The 19011-nt window shown below is 55.8% G+C and carries 15 protein-coding genes and 1 tRNA gene; 14 read left to right on the forward strand and 2 right to left on the reverse strand.

From position 1 onward, the window contains the following. The first annotated feature begins 196 nt into the window (after window positions 1-196). The 10 genes from QRN85_RS17760 to rpoC all read left to right on the forward strand — a co-directional run bounded on the left by QRN85_RS17760 (window position 197) and on the right by rpoC (window position 13666). Window positions 197-1090 carry an NAD-dependent epimerase/dehydratase family protein gene (locus QRN85_RS17760; protein WP_284759613.1) on the forward strand — a complete coding sequence of 298 codons (894 nt, stop codon included), beginning with the start codon at window positions 197-199 and terminating at the stop codon, window positions 1088-1090. A gap of 127 nt (window positions 1091-1217) precedes the next feature. Then, window positions 1218-1293 (forward strand) — tRNA-Trp (locus QRN85_RS17765). Window positions 1294-1479: 186 nt separating this feature from the next. After that, on the forward strand, window positions 1480-1680 hold the full coding sequence (secE, locus tag QRN85_RS17770; RefSeq protein WP_042618546.1) for a preprotein translocase subunit SecE: 201 nt from the start codon (window positions 1480-1482) through the stop codon (window positions 1678-1680). A 21-nt stretch (window positions 1681-1701) separates the two neighbouring features. Beyond that, a complete protein-coding gene (gene nusG / locus QRN85_RS17775) occupies window positions 1702-2232 on the forward strand; it encodes a transcription termination/antitermination protein NusG (protein ID WP_045232861.1) in 531 nt (176 codons plus the stop codon). A gap of 214 nt (window positions 2233-2446) precedes the next feature. Next, entirely contained in the window at window positions 2447-2878 is a 432-nt protein-coding gene (gene rplK, locus QRN85_RS17780; protein ID WP_062588826.1) for a 50S ribosomal protein L11, read from the forward strand. Between the two features lie 2 nt (window positions 2879-2880). Continuing rightward, on the forward strand, window positions 2881-3576 hold the full coding sequence (rplA, locus tag QRN85_RS17785) for a 50S ribosomal protein L1 (protein WP_284759614.1): 696 nt from the start codon (window positions 2881-2883) through the stop codon (window positions 3574-3576). A gap of 357 nt (window positions 3577-3933) precedes the next feature. Continuing rightward, window positions 3934-4452, forward strand: a complete 519-nt coding sequence (rplJ, locus tag QRN85_RS17790) for a 50S ribosomal protein L10 (RefSeq protein WP_062588823.1) — start codon at window positions 3934-3936, stop codon at window positions 4450-4452. A 58-nt stretch (window positions 4453-4510) separates the two neighbouring features. Continuing rightward, on the forward strand, window positions 4511-4885 hold the full coding sequence (gene rplL, locus QRN85_RS17795) for a 50S ribosomal protein L7/L12 (RefSeq protein WP_062588821.1): 375 nt from the start codon (window positions 4511-4513) through the stop codon (window positions 4883-4885). 259 nt (window positions 4886-5144) lie between these two features. Next, window positions 5145-9284, forward strand: a complete 4140-nt coding sequence (gene rpoB, locus QRN85_RS17800; RefSeq protein ID WP_062588819.1) for a DNA-directed RNA polymerase subunit beta — start codon at window positions 5145-5147, stop codon at window positions 9282-9284. 173 nt (window positions 9285-9457) lie between these two features. Beyond that, on the forward strand, window positions 9458-13666 hold the full coding sequence (rpoC, locus tag QRN85_RS17805) for a DNA-directed RNA polymerase subunit beta' (protein WP_062588817.1): 4209 nt from the start codon (window positions 9458-9460) through the stop codon (window positions 13664-13666). Window positions 13667-13765: 99 nt separating this feature from the next. On the opposite strand, the gene QRN85_RS17810 is transcribed toward rpoC, so the two are convergent. Next, window positions 13766-14308, reverse strand: coding sequence for a DinB family protein (locus QRN85_RS17810; protein WP_284759615.1), 543 nt, complete (start codon window positions 14306-14308; stop codon window positions 13766-13768). Window positions 14309-14374: 66 nt separating this feature from the next. On the opposite strand from QRN85_RS17810, the gene QRN85_RS17815 reads away from it, so the two are divergent. Next, entirely contained in the window at window positions 14375-14995 is a 621-nt protein-coding gene (locus QRN85_RS17815) for a TetR/AcrR family transcriptional regulator (RefSeq protein ID WP_350225081.1), read from the forward strand. Between the two features lie 34 nt (window positions 14996-15029). On the opposite strand, the gene QRN85_RS17820 is transcribed toward QRN85_RS17815, so the two are convergent. Then, on the reverse strand, window positions 15030-15323 hold the full coding sequence (locus tag QRN85_RS17820) for a hypothetical protein (RefSeq protein WP_062450737.1): 294 nt from the start codon (window positions 15321-15323) through the stop codon (window positions 15030-15032). A gap of 520 nt (window positions 15324-15843) precedes the next feature. On the opposite strand from QRN85_RS17820, the gene rpsL reads away from it, so the two are divergent. The 3 genes from rpsL (at window position 15844) to fusA (ending at window position 18890) form a co-directional block, all read left to right on the forward strand. Then, window positions 15844-16215, forward strand: a complete 372-nt coding sequence (rpsL, locus tag QRN85_RS17825; protein WP_003507760.1) for a 30S ribosomal protein S12 — start codon at window positions 15844-15846, stop codon at window positions 16213-16215. 77 nt (window positions 16216-16292) lie between these two features. Next, window positions 16293-16763 (forward strand): 30S ribosomal protein S7, encoded by a 471-nt coding sequence (gene rpsG / locus QRN85_RS17830; RefSeq protein WP_062588813.1) that lies wholly within the window; start codon window positions 16293-16295, stop codon window positions 16761-16763. A 27-nt stretch (window positions 16764-16790) separates the two neighbouring features. Then, window positions 16791-18890 (forward strand): elongation factor G, encoded by a 2100-nt coding sequence (fusA, locus tag QRN85_RS17835; protein WP_062588812.1) that lies wholly within the window; start codon window positions 16791-16793, stop codon window positions 18888-18890. Window positions 18891-19011: the final 121 nt, after the last annotated feature.

Below are 19011 nucleotides of genomic sequence, written 5' to 3' on the forward strand. Positions count from 1 at the left end.
CGCGAAGGCGGCCGTACCGTCGGCGCTGGCATCGTTGCCTCGATCGTCGAGTAATCTTTTCCCGTAAGGGAGAAACGAAAGCCCCGCTGGAAACAGCGGGGCTTTTTTGTTTGTCGCCGAACCGAGATATTGGCCCTTGTGCCGCTGGATAAAGTCCTTACCTATCCCTCCTGTTTAAAGCATCGGGAGAGATTTCATGGCAAAGCGCATTCTGTTCACGGGCGGCTCCGGCAAGGCGGGCAAGCATGTGGTGCCCTGGCTCGGGGCGAACGGCTACGAAGTTCACAATCTCGATCTCGTACCGCTGGAAAGCCCTGGCGTTACCAACCTGACTGTCGATGTCACCGATAGTGGACAAGTGTTCAACGCGCTCTCCATGCATCGCGATTTTTCGGATCTGGAGACGGGTAGGGGTGTAATCCCCTATGATGCGGTGATCCACTTTGCTGCCATCCCGCGCATCCTGATCAAGCCGGACAACGAGACATTCCGCGTCAACACTATGGGCACCTACAATGTTATTGAGGCGGCGGCGAAGCTCGGCATCCGCAAGATCATCATTGCCTCCTCTGAAACAACCTACGGAATTTGCTTTGCCGAAGGCCACAAGGATGCCCACCAGTTCCCACTTGAGGAAGACTATGATGTCGATCCCATGGACTCCTATGGGCTGTCAAAGGTCGTGAATGAGAAGACGGCGAGGGCCTTCGCGGAGCGTTTCGGGATCGATGTCTACGCGCTGCGAATCGGCAATGTCATCGAGCCTCATGAATATGATAAATTCCCTGCGTTCCTGGCCGATCCGGAAAGCCGCAAGCGCAACGCCTGGAATTACATCGATGCCCGTGACCTCGGCCAGATCTGCCATCTTTGTGTGGAAAAGGACGGGCTGGGATTTCAGGTCTTCAACGCCGCAAATGACACGCCGACCGCCGACGTGCCTGCGACAGAGCTAGCCCGTCGATATTTCCCGGATGTCCCATTTACCCGCGAGTTGGAAGAGGGGGAAGGACTTTATTCCAACCGCAAGATCCGCGAAGTCCTCGGCTTCAAGGAAGAGCACAACTGGCGCAACTATGTGAAGACGTGAGATAAATGGAATCCGCAGGGTGTTGGTGGAAAAAATCAAAAACACCCTTGCCATTCTTTTATTCGCGCTTTAAAGAGCGGCATACCGATTGAGGGACGCGGTTTCGTGTCCCCGGTTTCGGTGCTGCAGGGGTATAGCTCAGTTGGTAGAGCGGCGGTCTCCAAAACCGCAGGTCGTAAGTTCGAGCCTTACTGCCCCTGCCATTCCTCATCCGCAAGCGCGGGGCATCGCTGCAGGGCAGGTGAGGTGCCGGTGTACCGGTCAAATTCGCCGAATGTCGATTTCCTCTTGTTAAATAGGGAATCGGCGTTTATGTAGGTCAAAACAGACACGCGGTGCGTGGGGCTGATTAGTATCGGCTTTACGTGCCGTAATTGCGTGGGCAGTCAATGGCATCCAAAACCAATCCGTTTACGTTTCTGCAGCAGGTTCGCGCCGAAGCGTCGAAGATCACTTGGCCGTCGCGCCGCGAAACGATGATTTCTACGGCTATGGTGCTGGTTATGGTCATCTTTGCGGCACTGTTCTTCTTTGCGGCTGACCAGCTTATCGGCTGGTTGCTCAGTCTCGTTCTGAGCGTCGGCCGGTAACGAATTGAGCGGAGAGTAAAGATGGCAGCGCGTTGGTATATTGTTCAGGCATATTCGAACTTCGAAAAGAAGGTCGCTGAGTCGATCGAAGAGAAGGTCCGTCAGAAGGGCCTTGATCATTTGTTTGAGAAAATCCTCGTGCCGACCGAAAAGGTTGTCGAGGTTCGTCGTGGTCGCAAGGTCGATAGCGAGCGCAAGTTTTTCCCGGGTTACGTGCTGGTGCGCGCCAACCTGACGGATGAGGCCTATCACCTCATCAAGAATACGCCCAAGGTCACGGGCTTTCTGGGTTCGGATAACAAGCCTGTTCCGATTCCAGATTCTGAAGCAGACCGGATTCTCGGTCAGGTTCAGGAAGGTGTCGAGCGTCCGAAGTCTTCGGTATCGTTCGAAATCGGCGAGCAGGTTCGCGTCTCCGACGGTCCGTTCGCATCGTTCAACGGTGTGGTTCAGGATGTCGATGAAGAGCGTTCGCGCCTGAAGGTGGAAGTCTCGATCTTCGGTCGTGCAACACCGGTTGAGCTGGAATACGCTCAGGTCGAGAAGGTTTGACGAGATCAGAAAGGCGCTTGCGCCTTTCATCCAATTCATCAGGAAGAACAGGCAAGTCATTGCTTTCCAACTGATGTGATGCGGCAAGTCCGCATAACGCGTGGAAGATTTCCTGGCTCTCAAGCCGGGGCAGGGATCGCACCACGCAACCGCAGCCGCCGGATTTTCCGGCATATGAGCCGGGTAACCGGTTCGATTTGAAAGGCAGAGAGATATGGCTAAGAAAGTTGCAGGCCAGCTCAAGCTTCAGGTCAAGGCAGGATCGGCTAACCCGTCCCCGCCAATTGGTCCTGCGCTTGGTCAGCGTGGCATTAACATCATGGAATTCTGCAAGGCGTTCAACGCCGCTACGCAGGAAATGGAAAAGGGTATGCCGATTCCGGTCGTCATCACCTATTACCAGGACAAGTCCTTCACCTTCGTCATGAAGCAGCCGCCAATGACGTACTGGCTGAAGAAGGAAGCGAAAATCACCTCCGGTTCCAAGACGCCTGGCAAGGGCGCCAAGGTCGGCTCCATCACCAAGGCTCAGGTCAAGACGATCGCTGAAGCCAAGATGAAGGATCTGAACGCAGCCAACATCGAAGGCGCAATGGCTATGGTTGAGGGCTCTGCCCGCGCCATGGGCCTGGAAGTGGTAGGTTGATCATGGCAAAGCTTGCAAAGCGCGTACAGAAGATCCGCGAAGGCGTTGATCCAAAGACCCTCTACGTCCTCACCGACGCCATCTCGATGGTCAAGGAACGGGCAGTAGCCAAGTTCGACGAAACCGTTGAAGTGTCCATGAACCTCGGTGTTGACCCACGTCACGCAGACCAGATGGTTCGCGGCGTTGTTAACCTGCCAAACGGCACAGGCCGTGACGTTCGCGTCGCAGTTTTTGCTCGTGGCGCCAAGGCTGATGAAGCCAAGGCTGCTGGCGCAGACATCGTTGGTGCAGAAGACCTGCTTGAAATCGTTCAGGGCGGCAAGATCGACTTCGATCGCGTTATCGCCACTCCTGACATGATGCCGCTCGTCGGTCGTCTCGGCAAGGTTCTCGGCCCACGCGGCATGATGCCTAACCCGAAGGTTGGTACGGTTACGATGGACGTTGCTGGAGCTATCAAGGCTTCCAAGGGCGGCGCTGTTGAATTCCGCGTCGAAAAGGCCGGTATCGTACACGCCGGCATCGGCAAGGCTTCCTTCGACGCCAAGGCACTCGAAGAAAACATCAAGGCTTTTGCTGACGCCGTCATCAAGGCGAAGCCAGCTGGCGCAAAGGGTAACTACGTCAAGCGCGTAGCGATTTCCTCGACCATGGGTCCAGGCGTTCGCATCGAGCCATCGTCGGTTACGGCCTAATCAATTCGCTGCTTCCCTTGTGGGGTGCGGCAAACAAGATTTCCGGCCCGCAAGGGCCGGAAATTTCCAGGGAAACCTGGAATTCCTGTCCGAGATTGCTGGCGGCCCATTTCCTTCGGGATCTAGGCCTTAATCATTAGCCTGCATGAGACGGGTAAGGCCCGGATTTTCGCATCTGAAGATGCTTAATAATCCGGTTCGAACCTGATGTGCCTGTGCCTGAAGCCGTTTGCGGCGACAGAGCGGGGGACAGGATCCTCAAGCGTCGCTTGAGATTTTGGCAACAAGATCTCTTGAGGCAAAGGCAAACCCGATGGGCTCACAGTTCAATGTGTTCCCATCTACTGGAGACAGACAGTGGAAAGAGCGGAAAAACGCGAATTCGTCACGGAGCTGAACGAAGTCTTCAAGGCTTCCGGTTCAGTTGTCGTGGCCCACTATGCTGGTGTCACAGTTGCGCAGATGAACGATTTTCGTTCGAAAATGCGTGCTGCTGGCGGCACCGTCAAGGTCGCGAAGAACCGCCTGGCCAAGATCGCTCTTCAGGGTACGGAGTCGGAAGGGATCATCGATCTCTTCAAGGGACAGACGCTGATTGCATACAGCACTGACCCTATGATTGCTCCGAAAGTCGTCATGGACTTCGCTAAGACGAACGACAAGGTCGTTGTTCTCGGCGGCGCCATGGGTGCAACCACGCTCAACGCAGATGCAGTCAAGTCGCTTGCGACCCTGCCTTCGTTGGACGAGCTGCGCGGAAAGCTGCTGGGCCTACTCAACGCCCCTGCTACGCGTATCGCTACGGTTGTTTCGGCACCGGCAAGCCAGCTTGCTCGCGTGTTCTCGGCATACTCCAAGAAGGACGAAGCCGCTTAAGGCGGTTTTTCGCTGTAAATATTCAAACCGGTTCGAACCGAATTAAAGGAACTATAACATGGCTGATCTCGCTAAGATCGTTGACGACCTCTCCGCATTGACCGTTCTGGAAGCTGCAGAACTGTCCAAGCTTCTCGAAGAAAAGTGGGGCGTTTCTGCCGCTGCTCCAGTAGCTGTTGCTGCTGCTGGCGGTGCTGCTGCTGCTCCTGCTGAAGAAGAAAAGACAGAATTTGACGTTATCCTGGTTGACGCTGGCGCCAACAAGATCAACGTCATCAAGGAAGTCCGCGCTATCACAGGTCTCGGCCTGAAGGAAGCTAAGGACCTCGTTGAAGGCGCTCCTAAGCCTGTCAAGGAAGCCGTTTCCAAGGCTGAAGCTGCTGACCTCAAGAAGAAGCTTGAAGACGCAGGCGCCAAGATCGACGTTAAGTAATCTTGGAATGTTCGGGAGGCGGCGTTCGCGCCGTCTCCTGTTTACATTTCTACCGAACTTTTTACCCAAAAGCCGCGTGAAAATGGCTTTTGGGTAATGGGTTCTTCAAGAGAATGGTTTCGAACCGCGCTGTACAGGCAATCCGGCCTTACAATTCGGGACGTGAAACGAGATTGAAGACACTCATTGGATTGACGGGATCGACTGGCCAGCGGTTCCCGTCCGTTGCAGGCCCGGATGCAATTTTAAAGGAGCGACGATGGCTCAGACCCTTTCGTTTAACGGTCGCAGGCGCGTACGCAAGTTTTTCGGCAAAATTCCAGAAGTAGCGGAAATGCCGAACCTCATCGAGGTTCAGAAGGCTTCGTACGACCAGTTTCTCATGGTTGACGAGCCCAAGGGCGGTCGTCCCGACGAGGGATTGAATGCCGTATTCAAGTCCGTATTCCCGATCACCGACTTCTCCGGTGCGTCCATGCTCGAATTCGTATCCTACGAATTCGAAGCACCGAAGTTCGACGTCGAGGAATGCCGTCAGCGCGATCTGACCTACGCAGCGCCGCTCAAGGTGACGCTGCGCCTCATCGTGTTTGATATCGATGAAGATACAGGCGCGAAGTCCATCAAGGACATCAAGGAACAGTCCGTCTACATGGGCGATATGCCGCTCATGACCAACAACGGCACGTTCATCGTCAACGGTACGGAGCGCGTCATCGTTTCGCAGATGCACCGTTCGCCGGGCGTCTTCTTCGACCACGACAAGGGCAAGAGCCACTCGTCCGGCAAGCTTCTGTTTGCTGCGCGCGTGATCCCCTATCGCGGTTCCTGGCTCGATATCGAATTCGACGCCAAGGATGTCGTCTACGCGCGTATCGACCGTCGTCGTAAGCTGCCTGCAACATCGCTTCTGATGGCGCTTGGCATGGATGGCGAAGAAATCCTGTCGACCTTCTACACGAAGGCTGCCTACACCCGTGACGGCGATGGCTGGCGTTTCCCTTATCAGCCTGACGTGCTGAAGGGTGCCAAGGCGATCACCGAACTGGTCGACGCCGACACAGGTGAAGTTGTTGTCGAAGCCGGCAAGAAGCTGACCCCGCGTCTGCTGCGCCAGCTTTCCGACAAGGGCCTGAAGTTCCTCAAGGCGACCGACGAAGATCTCTACGGCAACTATCTGGCCGAAGACATCGTCAACTACGAGACGGGTGAAATCTATCTCGAAGCTGGCGACGAAATCGACGAGAAGACGCTGAAGCTGATGCTGGACTCGGGTTTCGACGAAATCCAGATCCTCAACATCGACCACGTCAATGTCGGCGCCTACATCCGCAACACGCTGGCTGCAGACAAGAACGAGAACCGTCAGGAAGCTCTGTTCGACATCTACCGCGTCATGCGTCCAGGCGAACCACCGACCATGGATTCGGCTGAAGCCATGTTCAACTCGCTGTTCTTCGATAGCGAGCGCTATGACCTTTCCGCGGTTGGCCGCGTGAAGATGAACATGCGCCTCGATCTCGATGCAGAAGACACCGTGCGCACGCTGCGCAAGGAAGACATCCTGGCCGTGGTCAAGATGCTTGTCGAACTGCGCGACGGCAAGGGCGAAATCGACGATATCGACAACCTCGGCAACCGTCGTGTTCGCTCGGTCGGTGAGTTGATGGAGAACCAGTACCGTCTGGGTCTGCTGCGCATGGAACGTGCGATCAAGGAACGTATGTCCTCGATCGAAATCGACACCGTGATGCCGCAGGATCTGATCAACGCCAAGCCTGCTGCTGCTGCCGTTCGCGAATTCTTCGGCTCCTCGCAGCTGTCGCAGTTCATGGACCAGGTGAACCCGCTCTCGGAAATCACCCACAAGCGCCGTCTTTCGGCTCTTGGACCGGGTGGTCTGACCCGCGAGCGCGCAGGCTTCGAAGTCCGCGACGTTCACCCAACCCACTACGGCCGTATTTGCCCGATCGAAACGCCGGAAGGCCCGAACATTGGTCTGATCAACTCGCTTGCAACCTTTGCCCGCGTCAACAAATACGGCTTTATCGAAAGCCCGTACCGCAAGATCATCGACGGCAAGGTGACGACAGACGTGATCTACCTCTCCGCTATGGAAGAGGCGAAGTATTACGTTGCGCAGGCGAATGCTGAACTGGACGCTGAAGGCGCGTTTACGGAAGAATTCGTCGTTTGCCGTCACTCTGGCGAAGTTATGCTGGCTCCGCGTGACAACATCAACCTGATGGACGTTTCGCCGAAGCAGCTGGTTTCGGTTGCTGCGGCTCTCATTCCATTCCTGGAAAACGACGACGCCAACCGCGCGCTCATGGGCTCGAACATGCAGCGTCAGGCCGTTCCGCTTCTGCGTGCGGAAGCTCCGTTCGTTGGAACCGGCATGGAACCGATCGTTGCCCGTGACTCCGGTGCTGCCATCGCTGCCCGTCGTGGCGGTGTGGTCGACCAGGTTGACGCAACGCGTATCGTTATCCGTGCAACCGAAGACCTCGATGCAGGCAAGTCCGGCGTCGATATCTATCGTCTGCAGAAGTTCCAGCGCTCCAACCAGAACACCTGCGTCAACCAGCGTCCGCTGGTCGCCGTTGGCGACGTTTTGAACAAGGGTGACATCATCGCTGACGGTCCTTCGACCGACCTCGGTGACCTGGCGCTTGGCCGCAACGCGCTCGTCGCGTTCATGCCTTGGAACGGTTACAACTACGAAGACTCGATCCTGATGTCCGAGCGCATCGTCTCCGACGACGTGTTCACCTCCATCCACATCGAAGAATTCGAAGTGATGGCCCGCGACACCAAGCTTGGTCCTGAAGAAATCACGCGCGATATTCCGAACGTCTCGGAAGAAGCGCTGAAGAACCTCGACGAAGCCGGTATCGTTTACATCGGTGCGGAAGTTCAGCCTGGCGACATCCTCGTCGGCAAGATCACGCCGAAGGGCGAAAGCCCGATGACGCCGGAAGAAAAGCTTCTGCGCGCCATCTTCGGTGAAAAGGCTTCCGACGTTCGCGACACATCCATGCGCATGCCTCCGGGCACGTTTGGTACTGTCGTTGAAGTCCGCGTGTTCAACCGCCACGGCGTGGAAAAAGACGAGCGTGCGATGGCAATCGAGCGCGAGGAAATCGAACGTCTGGCCAAGGACCGCGACGACGAACAGGCCATCCTGGACCGTAACGTTTACGGTCGTCTGATCGAGATGCTCCGTGGACAGGTTTCGATTGCCGGTCCGAAGGGCTTCAAGAAGGGCGTCGAGCTTTCGAACGCCGTCGTATCCGAATATCCCCGCTCGCAGTGGTGGATGTTCGCCGTTGAAGACGAAAAGGCTCAGTCCGAGCTGGAAGCGCTTCGCGGTCAGTACGACGAATCCAAGTCGCGCCTTGAACAGCGCTTCATGGACAAGGTCGAAAAGGTCCAGCGCGGCGATGAAATGCCTCCGGGCGTCATGAAGATGGTCAAGGTCTTCGTTGCTGTTAAGCGCAAGATCCAGCCGGGCGACAAGATGGCTGGCCGTCACGGTAACAAGGGCGTTGTCTCGCGTATCGTGCCTGTCGAAGATATGCCGTTCCTGGAAGATGGTACGCATGTCGACATCTGCTTGAACCCGCTGGGCGTGCCTTCGCGCATGAACGTCGGTCAGATTCTCGAAACGCATCTCGCATGGGCTTGCGCCGGTATGGGCAAGAAGATCGGCGACATGCTGGAAGAGTATCACAAGACACTCGACATCACCGATCTGAAGCGCGAACTGACGGAAGTCTACGCCTCGGAAGCCAAGGACGAAGTCTCGCAGTTCGACGACGAGTCCCTGATCCGTCTTGCCGAGCAGTCCAAGAAGGGCGTTTCCATTGCGACGCCGGTCTTCGACGGTGCGCATGAGCCTGACGTTGCCGCCATGTTGACCAGGGCCGGCCTGAATGAGTCCGGTCAGTCTGTTCTGTATGATGGCCGTACCGGTGAAACCTTCGACCGTAAGGTAACCGTCGGCTACATGTACATGATCAAGCTGAACCACTTGGTCGACGACAAGATCCACGCCCGTTCGATCGGTCCTTACTCGCTCGTTACCCAGCAGCCGCTGGGTGGTAAGGCGCAGTTCGGCGGTCAGCGCTTCGGGGAAATGGAAGTCTGGGCTCTGGAAGCTTACGGTGCAGCCTACACGTTGCAGGAAATGCTTACCGTGAAGTCGGACGACGTGGCGGGCCGTACCAAGGTTTACGAAGCAATCGTCCGTGGCGACGACACCTTCGAAGCCGGCATTCCGGAGAGCTTCAACGTTCTCGTCAAGGAAATGCGCTCGCTTGGTCTCAGCGTCGAACTCGAGAATTCGAAGCTCGACGACGCCAATGCGGCGGATCAGCTGCCTGACGCGGCGGAATAACGAAACAGAATGGCAGGCACCTTTTGGGGTGCCTGCCAGTTTCACCCGAGGCCTGGCCTCCGGGGAGAAACTTCCGCCGCATTTTGCGGTTAATCATGTTTTAGGCATTGGTCGGTGATGCGGACTCACCGTGCCAGATGCAAGCAAGGGGCCAAACCCCTAAGGAGACAGGCATGAACCAAGAGGTCATGAACCTTTTCAACCCGTCGGTACCGGCGCAGCACTTCGATTCCATCCGGATTTCGATCGCCAGCCCGGAAAAAATCCTTTCCTGGTCTTATGGCGAGATCAAGAAGCCGGAAACCATCAACTACCGTACGTTCAAGCCAGAGCGTGACGGTCTTTTCTGCGCGCGTATCTTCGGACCGATCAAGGACTATGAGTGCTTGTGCGGCAAGTACAAGCGTATGAAGTACAAGGGCATTATCTGCGAAAAGTGCGGCGTCGAAGTCACGCTGTCGCGCGTACGCCGTGAGCGCATGGGCCATATCGAACTGGCTGCGCCCGTTGCGCATATCTGGTTCCTGAAATCGCTTCCATCGCGTATCTCGACATTGCTCGACATGACGCTGAAGGATGTCGAGCGCGTTCTGTATTTCGAGAACTACATCGTCACCGAACCCGGCCTGACTTCCTTGAAGCAGAACCAGCTTCTGAACGAAGAAGAATACATGATCGCCGTCGATGAATTCGGCGAAGATCAGTTCACCGCCATGATTGGTGCTGAAGCCATCTACGAAATGCTGGCTTCGATGAATCTCGAAAAGATTGCCGGTGACCTGCGCACCGAGCTTGCCGAGACGACATCCGATCTGAAGCAGAAGAAATTCATGAAGCGCCTCAAGATTGTTGAGAACTTCATGGAATCCGGCAATCGTCCCGAGTGGATGATCATGAAGGTTGTTCCAGTCATTCCACCGGACCTGCGTCCGCTGGTTCCGCTGGATGGTGGCCGTTTTGCGACCTCTGACCTCAACGATCTCTATCGTCGCGTGATCAACCGTAACAACCGTCTGAAGCGCCTGATCGAGCTTCGTGCGCCTGGCATCATCATCCGCAACGAAAAGCGTATGTTGCAGGAATCCGTCGATGCGCTGTTCGATAACGGCCGTCGCGGTCGCGTCATCACGGGTGCAAACAAGCGTCCGCTGAAGTCGCTCTCCGACATGCTCAAGGGCAAGCAGGGTCGCTTCCGTCAGAACCTTCTCGGCAAGCGCGTCGACTATTCCGGTCGTTCGGTTATCGTGACGGGTCCTGAGCTGAAGCTTCACCAGTGCGGTCTGCCAAAGAAGATGGCGCTCGAGCTGTTCAAGCCGTTCATCTACGCCCGCCTTGATGCGAAGGGTTACTCCTCCACAGTCAAGCAGGCCAAGAAGCTGGTCGAAAAGGAAAAGCCCGAAGTCTGGGATATCCTCGATGAGGTCATCCGCGAGCATCCGGTTCTGTTGAACCGCGCTCCAACGCTGCACCGTCTGGGCATCCAGGCCTTCGAACCCATGCTGGTTGAAGGCAAGGCAATCCAACTGCATCCGCTCGTCTGCACGGCCTTCAACGCCGACTTCGACGGTGACCAGATGGCTGTTCACGTTCCGCTGTCGCTCGAAGCGCAGCTGGAAGCACGCGTGCTGATGATGTCGACCAACAACATTCTGCACCCTGCAAACGGTCAGCCGATCATCGTTCCGTCGCAGGACATGGTTCTCGGCCTCTACTACCTGTCGATCATGAACCAGAACGAGCCCGGCGAAGGCATGGCTTTCTCTGACATGGGCGAGTTGCATCACGCGCTTGAAAACAAGGTCGTGACGCTTCATGCGAAGATTCGTGGCCGCTTCAAGACCGTTGATGCCGATGGCAAGCCGGTTTCGAAGATCTATGAGACGACGCCTGGCCGCATGATCATTGGCGAACTTCTGCCGAAGAACGTCAACGTGCCTTTCGAAACCTGCAACCAGGAAATGACCAAGAAGAACATCTCCAAGATGATCGACACGGTCTACCGTCACTGCGGCCAGAAAGACACGGTCATTTTCTGTGACCGTATCATGCAGCTCGGCTTTACCCATGCCTGCCGCGCCGGTATTTCCTTCGGTAAGGACGACATGATCATTCCGGAAACCAAGGTCAAGATCGTCGGTGACACCGAAACTTTGGTCAAGGAATACGAGCAGCAGTACAATGACGGCCTGATCACACAGGGCGAAAAGTACAACAAGGTCGTTGACGCCTGGGGCAAGGCAACTGAAAAGGTTGCGGAAGACATGATGGCCCGCATTAAGGCTGTCGAGTTTGATCCTGAGACGGGTCGTCAGAAGCCGATGAATGCCATCTACATGATGTCCCACTCCGGTGCGCGTGGTTCACCGAATCAAATGCGTCAGCTGGGTGGTATGCGTGGTCTTATGGCCAAGCCATCGGGTGAAATCATCGAAACGCCGATCATTTCGAACTTTAAGGAAGGTCTGACCGTTAACGAGTACTTCAACTCGACGCACGGTGCCCGTAAGGGTCTTGCAGACACGGCCCTGAAGACGGCGAACTCCGGTTACCTGACACGTCGTCTTGTTGACGTCGCGCAGGATTGCATCGTCAACTCCAAGGATTGCGGCACCGACAAGGGCCTGACCATGACTGCCATCGTCGATGCCGGTCAGGTTGTTGCTTCGCTCGGCGCCCGTATCCTCGGTCGTACGGCTCTCGATGATATCGACAACCCGGTTACTGGCGAAAACATCGTCAAGGCTGGCAAGCTGATCGACGAAGCCGAAGTTGCGATCATCGAAAAGGCTGGCATTCAGTCCGTTCGCATCCGCTCTGCCCTGACCTGCGAAATCCAGGTCGGTGTCTGCGGCGTCTGCTACGGTCGTGACCTTGCACGCGGTACACCTGTCAACATGGGTGAAGCCGTGGGCGTTATTGCCGCTCAGTCCATCGGTGAACCGGGCACGCAGCTCACCATGCGTACCTTCCACCTTGGCGGTACGGCAAACGTGGTCGACCAGTCGTTCCTGGAAGCGTCTTACGAAGGCACGATCCAGATCAAGAACCGCAACAGCCTGCGCAACTCCGAAGGCGTTCTCATCGCGATGGGCCGTAACATGTCCGTCACCATTCTCGATGAGCGTGGTGTCGAGCGTTCGTCGCAGCGTGTTGCCTACGGTTCGAAGCTGTTCGTGGATGATGGCGACAAGGTCAAGCGCGGCCAGCGTCTGGCAGAGTGGGACCCTTACACCCGTCCAATGATGACGGAAGTGGAAGGTACGGTTCACTTCGAAGATCTGGTCGACGGTCTCTCCGTTCTCGAAGCGACCGACGAATCCACCGGTATCACCAAGCGTCAGGTTATTGACTGGCGTTCGACACCACGTGGTTCGGACCTCAAGCCATCGATCGTCATCAAGGATGCTTCCGGCGCTGTCGCGAAGCTCTCCCGTGGTGGTGAAGCTCGCTTCCAGCTTTCGGTTGACGCTATTCTTTCGGTCGAGCCTGGTCAGAAGGTCTTCCAGGGTGATGTGCTTGCACGTTCGCCGCTGGAAAGCGCCAAGACCAAGGACATCACCGGTGGTCTGCCGCGCGTTGCCGAACTCTTCGAAGCGCGTCGTCCAAAGGATCACGCTATCATCGCCGAAATCGATGGTACGATCCGTCTGGGCCGCGACTACAAGAACAAGCGTCGCGTTCAGATCGAGCCTGCGGAAGACGGCGTCGAGCCAGTCGAATACCTGATCCCGAAGGGCAAGCCCTTCCACCTTCAGGAAGGCGACTACATCGAAAAGGGCGAGTACATTCTCGATGGCAACCCGGCACCGCACGACATTCTGGCGATCAAGGGTGTAGAGGCTCTGGCTTCCTACCTCGTGAACGAAATCCAGGAAGTCTACCGCTTGCAGGGCGTTGTCATCAACGACAAGCACATCGAAGTTATCGTGCGTCAGATGCTGCAGAAGGTGGAAATCACCGATGCGGGTGACTCGCAATACATCGTTGGCGACAGCGTTGATCGCATCGAGATGGAAGACAACAACGACCGTCTGATCGAAGAAGGCAAGAAGCCTGCTTACGGCGACCCGGTTCTTCTGGGTATCACCAAGGCATCGCTGCAGACGCCATCCTTCATCTCGGCTGCTTCGTTCCAGGAAACCACAAAGGTTCTCACGGAAGCTGCAATTGCCGGCAAGACGGACACGCTGCAGGGCCTCAAGGAAAACGTCATCGTCGGCCGCCTCATTCCGGCCGGTACCGGTGGCACCATGACCCAGATCCGCCGCATCGCTACAAGCCGCGACGATCTCATCATCGAAGAGCGCAAGAAGAGCACAGGCTCGTCTTCCGCAAACCAGATGCTGCAGGACATGACAGAGAAAGCTCCAGCTGCCGAGTAACGGTGGCTGGGATAGGGGCCTCGCAAAGGGCCCCGTCTGGTACAAACAGAAACGCCCGGAGTGATCCGGGCGTTTTTTGCGTTTGGGCCTTTGAAGTAATTATAGACGAAGTGTTGCTTGGGTATCCTGCGTTGGCCTCAATCCTTGAAGCCGCCTCTGCGGCTCGCATTGATGGACGAATACGGCGAGTGTTTCCCACGGCGGAGTGAGCGATAGTTGCCACAGGAGGCGGGCAACCTCGCCACGATGAACTGTAGCGTGCAAAGCTACATGCAATAGCATTTCCTCTCGGCTCATCAATCCCTTGTCGCCGTCCGTAAAACTGAAGGAGACGGTTTCAGCAAGAGATTCGTCAGAAATGGTCTTGATGTATTCGATATACCATTGATCAACCGATAAGACTTGCGACCTTAGTTCATCTAGTGGAGGGGTTACTTCCAGCGTGTCGGAGGTAAAACCGTGGGCCAATCCTTGCAGATGTCCAGAGAATATCTTTGCAACAACGTTGTAATGGCAAATCAGCCCTAGGGCAGTAGCAAATGCGCTTGAATGAGCGTTACTATCGACGCTCTTCATTTTATCGCACAGGTCGGAGTTAGCCCATGCATTGTAGCTGAAAAGAGTGGTTAGCAAACTAGACATTGTTGTAAATCCGAAGCAAGTTTAAGAACGTGAGTAATGTGTTTATGTTTCCATGGAGCATTTGACTTGTCTACTCGCATTGCCAAGCAGTCGACTTTCATGCGGAAAGAACCACGTCAGAGCAGGTCTCGCGCCACTGTCGAGATCATCGTGCAGGCGGGTGCTCGCGTTTTAAGTGATGGATATGCTGGTTTCACAACGAATAAGGTCGCCAACCTTGCAGGTGTGAGCATCGGTTCATTATACCAATATTTTCCTGACAAGCTCTCTTTGGTGGATGCTATCCGGCTCCGTCACCTGGATGATTGTCTGGCCGTGATGCGCAGCGTTGTGGCTGACGGTCTCTGTCCGGTCGAATTCGCAACGCGATTGGTCAAGAATATGGTTGCCGCTCACAGCGTCAATCCTGGCCTGCACCGCGTATTGCTGGATGAAGCGCCGGGGTCTGCAAAGTATTCGGATCCTGCCAGTAGTTTCGAGATCGAATATATTTCTTATTACGCTAACGCCGTTGCATTCTATCGAAGTCGAAAAACGCAGGCACGCGATCATATCTCTGGACGGATGTTGTCTGACGCTATCGACGGTGTGATTCACAACGCAGCTCGGAGGGACGATGTCTGTGATGATGCTACACAGAGTGAGTTGATCAAGCTGGTCAGTGTCTATCTGGCTGAAGGTGTCTGAGCGCGCTCGTAACAAAAGCACGCTCAGTCATGCGTCATGCAAACCGGATGATCGCCACTTCGCCTTCAAGCGCGCCCTGATAGGCGGAGGCGTGTGGTTCTTCGTCGGGCGCGTCCGTCAGCATGCCGATCTGGTCGAGGTCGGCTTCGAGGAAGCCTTCTTCGGAAAGGGCGTTCAGCGCTTCGCGCACGGCGCTGTCATCGTCGGGGGCGCTCAGGATGACGTGGATGTCGATGCCTTCGTCGCCTTCGCGCTCATAGGCCTTGCCGATAACGATGAACACCATGGCATCGTCGCGTCCGTTGTCGTTGTCTGGTTCTGTAATCATGACGCGATTCCTTTTCTGGCTATGATTGTGGGGTATGTGAAGGAGAGGCGGTTTCGGCCTGCCTTCTTCTTTGCCCTCAAGGGAATCAATAGACGGGTTTTATGAAAACCCAAAGGCCGGAATGGGAAAAGCGTGCGGTGAGAGGGCGTTTATGTTAAAAGCCTTTCGAAATCCCGTAGGCGAGGGGTCTCAGGCCGCTGCTTGGGGGACTAAATTTGGATTCACCCTTGACGAAAGCGGCCTAAAACAGTAGTACGCCCGCCATCGGAGCCAATGTGAGGTCTGGCCGTCTGGAACGACTCGTTCTGGAGATCACCTCAAACAAGGATCCAAAAACACGTACGAGACACGAATGTTGCACGCACGACGTATGATTTACGTCCTCTGCATTGAGTGGTCCATCCGTGAAAACCGGATTGGGCCACGTTTTGCGCATGAGGCTATGCGTGCGTCGTTGCCGGAAACGGTATAACCGCCATCCGAGAGGGTGGCTAAAGTAGTTTTTGCAAGGGATGGTTATATGCCTACCGTAAACCAGCTGATCCGCAAGCCACGTCAGGCACAGGTAAAGCGTAATAAGGTTCCTGCTCTGCAGGAAAACCCACAGAAGCGTGGCGTTTGCACCCGCGTTTACACGACGACCCCTAAGAAGCCTAACTCGGCTCTTCGTAAGGTTGCCAAGATCCGCCTGACCAACGGCTTCGAAGTCATCGGCTACATTCCTGGTGAAGGCCATAACCTTCAGGAACACTCCGTTGTCATGATCCGTGGCGGCCGCGTAAAGGACTTGCCGGGCGTTCGTTACCACATCATCCGTGGTGTTCTCGATACGCAGGGCGTCAAGAACCGTAAGCAGCGTCGTTCGAAGTACGGTGCGAAGCGTCCGAAGTAATTCGGTTTAACAAATTCCGGCGCTGCGCGAGGTTCTCCGCGTGGTAAAGCGTCATTCAAAGTTGAGAGACAAATAGTATGTCCCGTCGCCATAGTGCAGAAAAGCGTGAGATCAACCCGGATCCAAAGTTCGGCGATCTGATCGTTACCAAGTTCATGAACGCCATCATGCTTCACGGCAAGAAGTCGGTCGCAGAAAGCATCGTTTACGGCGCGTTCGACGTCGTGCAGGGCAAGACGAAGCAGGAGCCGCTCGGCGTGTTCCATTCGGCCCTCGACAACGTTGCTCCGCACGTTGAAGTGCGTTCGCGCCGCGTTGGTGGTGCAACCTACCAGGTTCCGGTCGATGTTCGTCCAGAGCGCCGTCAGGCACTCGCAATCCGCTGGCTGATCGCTGCTGCGCGCAAGCGCAACGAAACAACCATGGTTGATCGCCTTTCCGGCGAACTCATGGATGCTGCGAACAACCGCGGTTCTGCCGTCAAGAAGCGCGAAGACACGCACAAGATGGCCGACGCCAACCGCGCATTCTCGCATTACCGCTGGTAATCTAACCGATCCGAAAGGCAGTCCGTTATGGCTCGCGAATATAAAATCGAAGACTACCGCAATTTCGGTATCATGGCGCATATCGACGCCGGCAAGACGACCACTACCGAGCGTATTCTTTACTACACCGGTAAGTCGCACAAGATCGGCGAAGTTCACGATGGCGCAGCCACGATGGACTGGATGGAGCAGGAGCAGGAGCGTGGCATCACGATCACCTCCGCTGCGACGACGACCTTCTGGAAGGGTCGCGACGGCAAGATGCGCCGTTTCAACATCATCGACACCCCCGGCCACGTTGACTTCACGATCGAAGTCGAACGTTCGCTGCGCGTTCTCGACGGTGCTATCGCTCTTCTCGACGCCAACGCCGGTGTAGAGCCGCAGACGGAAACCGTCTGGCGCCAGGCTGAGAAGTACAACGTTCCGCGTATGATCTTCTGCAACAAGATGGACAAGACCGGTGCTGACTTCTACCGCTCGGTAGAAATGATCAAGACCCGTCTCGGCGCCACTGCAGTTGTCATGCAGCTCCCGATCGGTGCAGAAACCGAATTCAAGGGCGTTGTTGACCTGATCGAGATGAACGCACTCATCTGGCGCGACGAATCGCTCGGCGCTCAGTGGGACGTCGTCGAAATTCCTGAAGACATGAAGGCCAAGGCTGAAGAATATCGTGAAAAGCTGATCGAGACTGTTGTCGAGATCGACGAAGAAGCGATGGAAGCCTACCTGAACGGCGACATGCCTGACAACGACAAGATCCGTGCGCTCGTTCGCCGCGGCACCATCGACGTGAAGTTCCACCCGATGTTCTGCGGTACCGCGTTCAAGAACAAGGGCGTTCAGCCTCTGCTCGACGCTGTTTGCGATTATCTGCCTTCGCCGCTGGACATTCCTGCGATCAAGGGCATCGACTTCAAGACCGAAGCCGAAATCGAGCGTCACGCAGACGACTCCGAGCCGCTTTCGATGCTTGCGTTCAAGATCATGAACGACCCCTTCGTCGGTTCGCTCACCTTCGCACGTATCTATTCCGGCAAGCTGGAAAAGGGCACATCTGTCATCAACACGGTCAAGGACAAGCGCGAGCGCGTCGGCCGCATGCTTCAGATGCACTCCAACAGCCGTGAAGACATTGAAGAAGCCTTTGCTGGCGACATCGTTGCTCTGGCTGGCCTCAAGGAAACCACAACAGGTGATACGCTTTGCGATCCTCTGAAGCCGGTTATCCTCGAGCGCATGGAATTCCCTGAGCCGGTTATCCAGATCGCTATCGAGCCTAAGACCAAGGGCGATCAGGAAAAGATGGGCCTCGCGCTCAACCGCCTGGCAGCTGAAGATCCTTCGTTCCGCGTCAAGACGGACGACGAATCTGGTCAGACGATCATCGCCGGCATGGGTGAACTTCACCTCGACATTCTCGTTGACCGTATGCGTCGCGAGTTCAAGGTTGAAGCGACCGTTGGTGCTCCTCAGGTTGCTTACCGTGAAACCATCACGCGTCAGCACGAAGAAGACTACACACACAAGAAGCAGTCCGGTGGTACCGGTCAGTTCGCTCGTGTAAAGATCATCTTCGAACCGAACCCAGAAGGCGAAGACTTCAAGTTCGAGTCCAAGATCGTTGGTGGTGCTGTTCCGAAGGAATACATCCCGGGCGTTCAGAAGGGTATCGAAAGCGTTCTGTCTTCCGGTCCTTTGGCTGGCTTCCCGATGCTCGGCGTCAAGGCAACCCTGATCGACGGCGCGTACCACGACGTTGACTCCTCGGTTCTGGCGTTCGAAATCGCATCGCGTGCCTGCTTCCGTGAAGCAGCGAAGAAGGCTGGTGCACAGCTTCTCGAGCCGATGATGAAGGTCGAAGTTGTAACCCCTGAAGATTACGTCGGTGACGTGATCGGCGATCTGAACTCGCGTCGCGGTCAGATCCAGGGTCAGGAAAGCCGTGGTATTGCCGTTGTCATCAACGCGCATGTGCCGCTGGCCAACATGTTCAAGTACGTCGATAACCTGCGCTCCATGTCTCAAGGCCGCGCACAGTACTCGATGACCTTCGATCATTATTCGCCGGTTCCGAGCAACGTTGCTCAGGAAATCCAGGCAAAGTACTCCGGTCAGAAGTGATCGGGGTACGCCCCAAACGAATTTTAGAGTTTATTCCCTTCAAGGGACCAGAATGGAGAGCCACTAATGGCAAAGAGCAAGTTTGAGCGCAACAAGCCGCACGTCAACATTGGCACGATCG

Source organism: Agrobacterium sp. fls2-241-TYG-188a, from assembly GCF_030209845.1.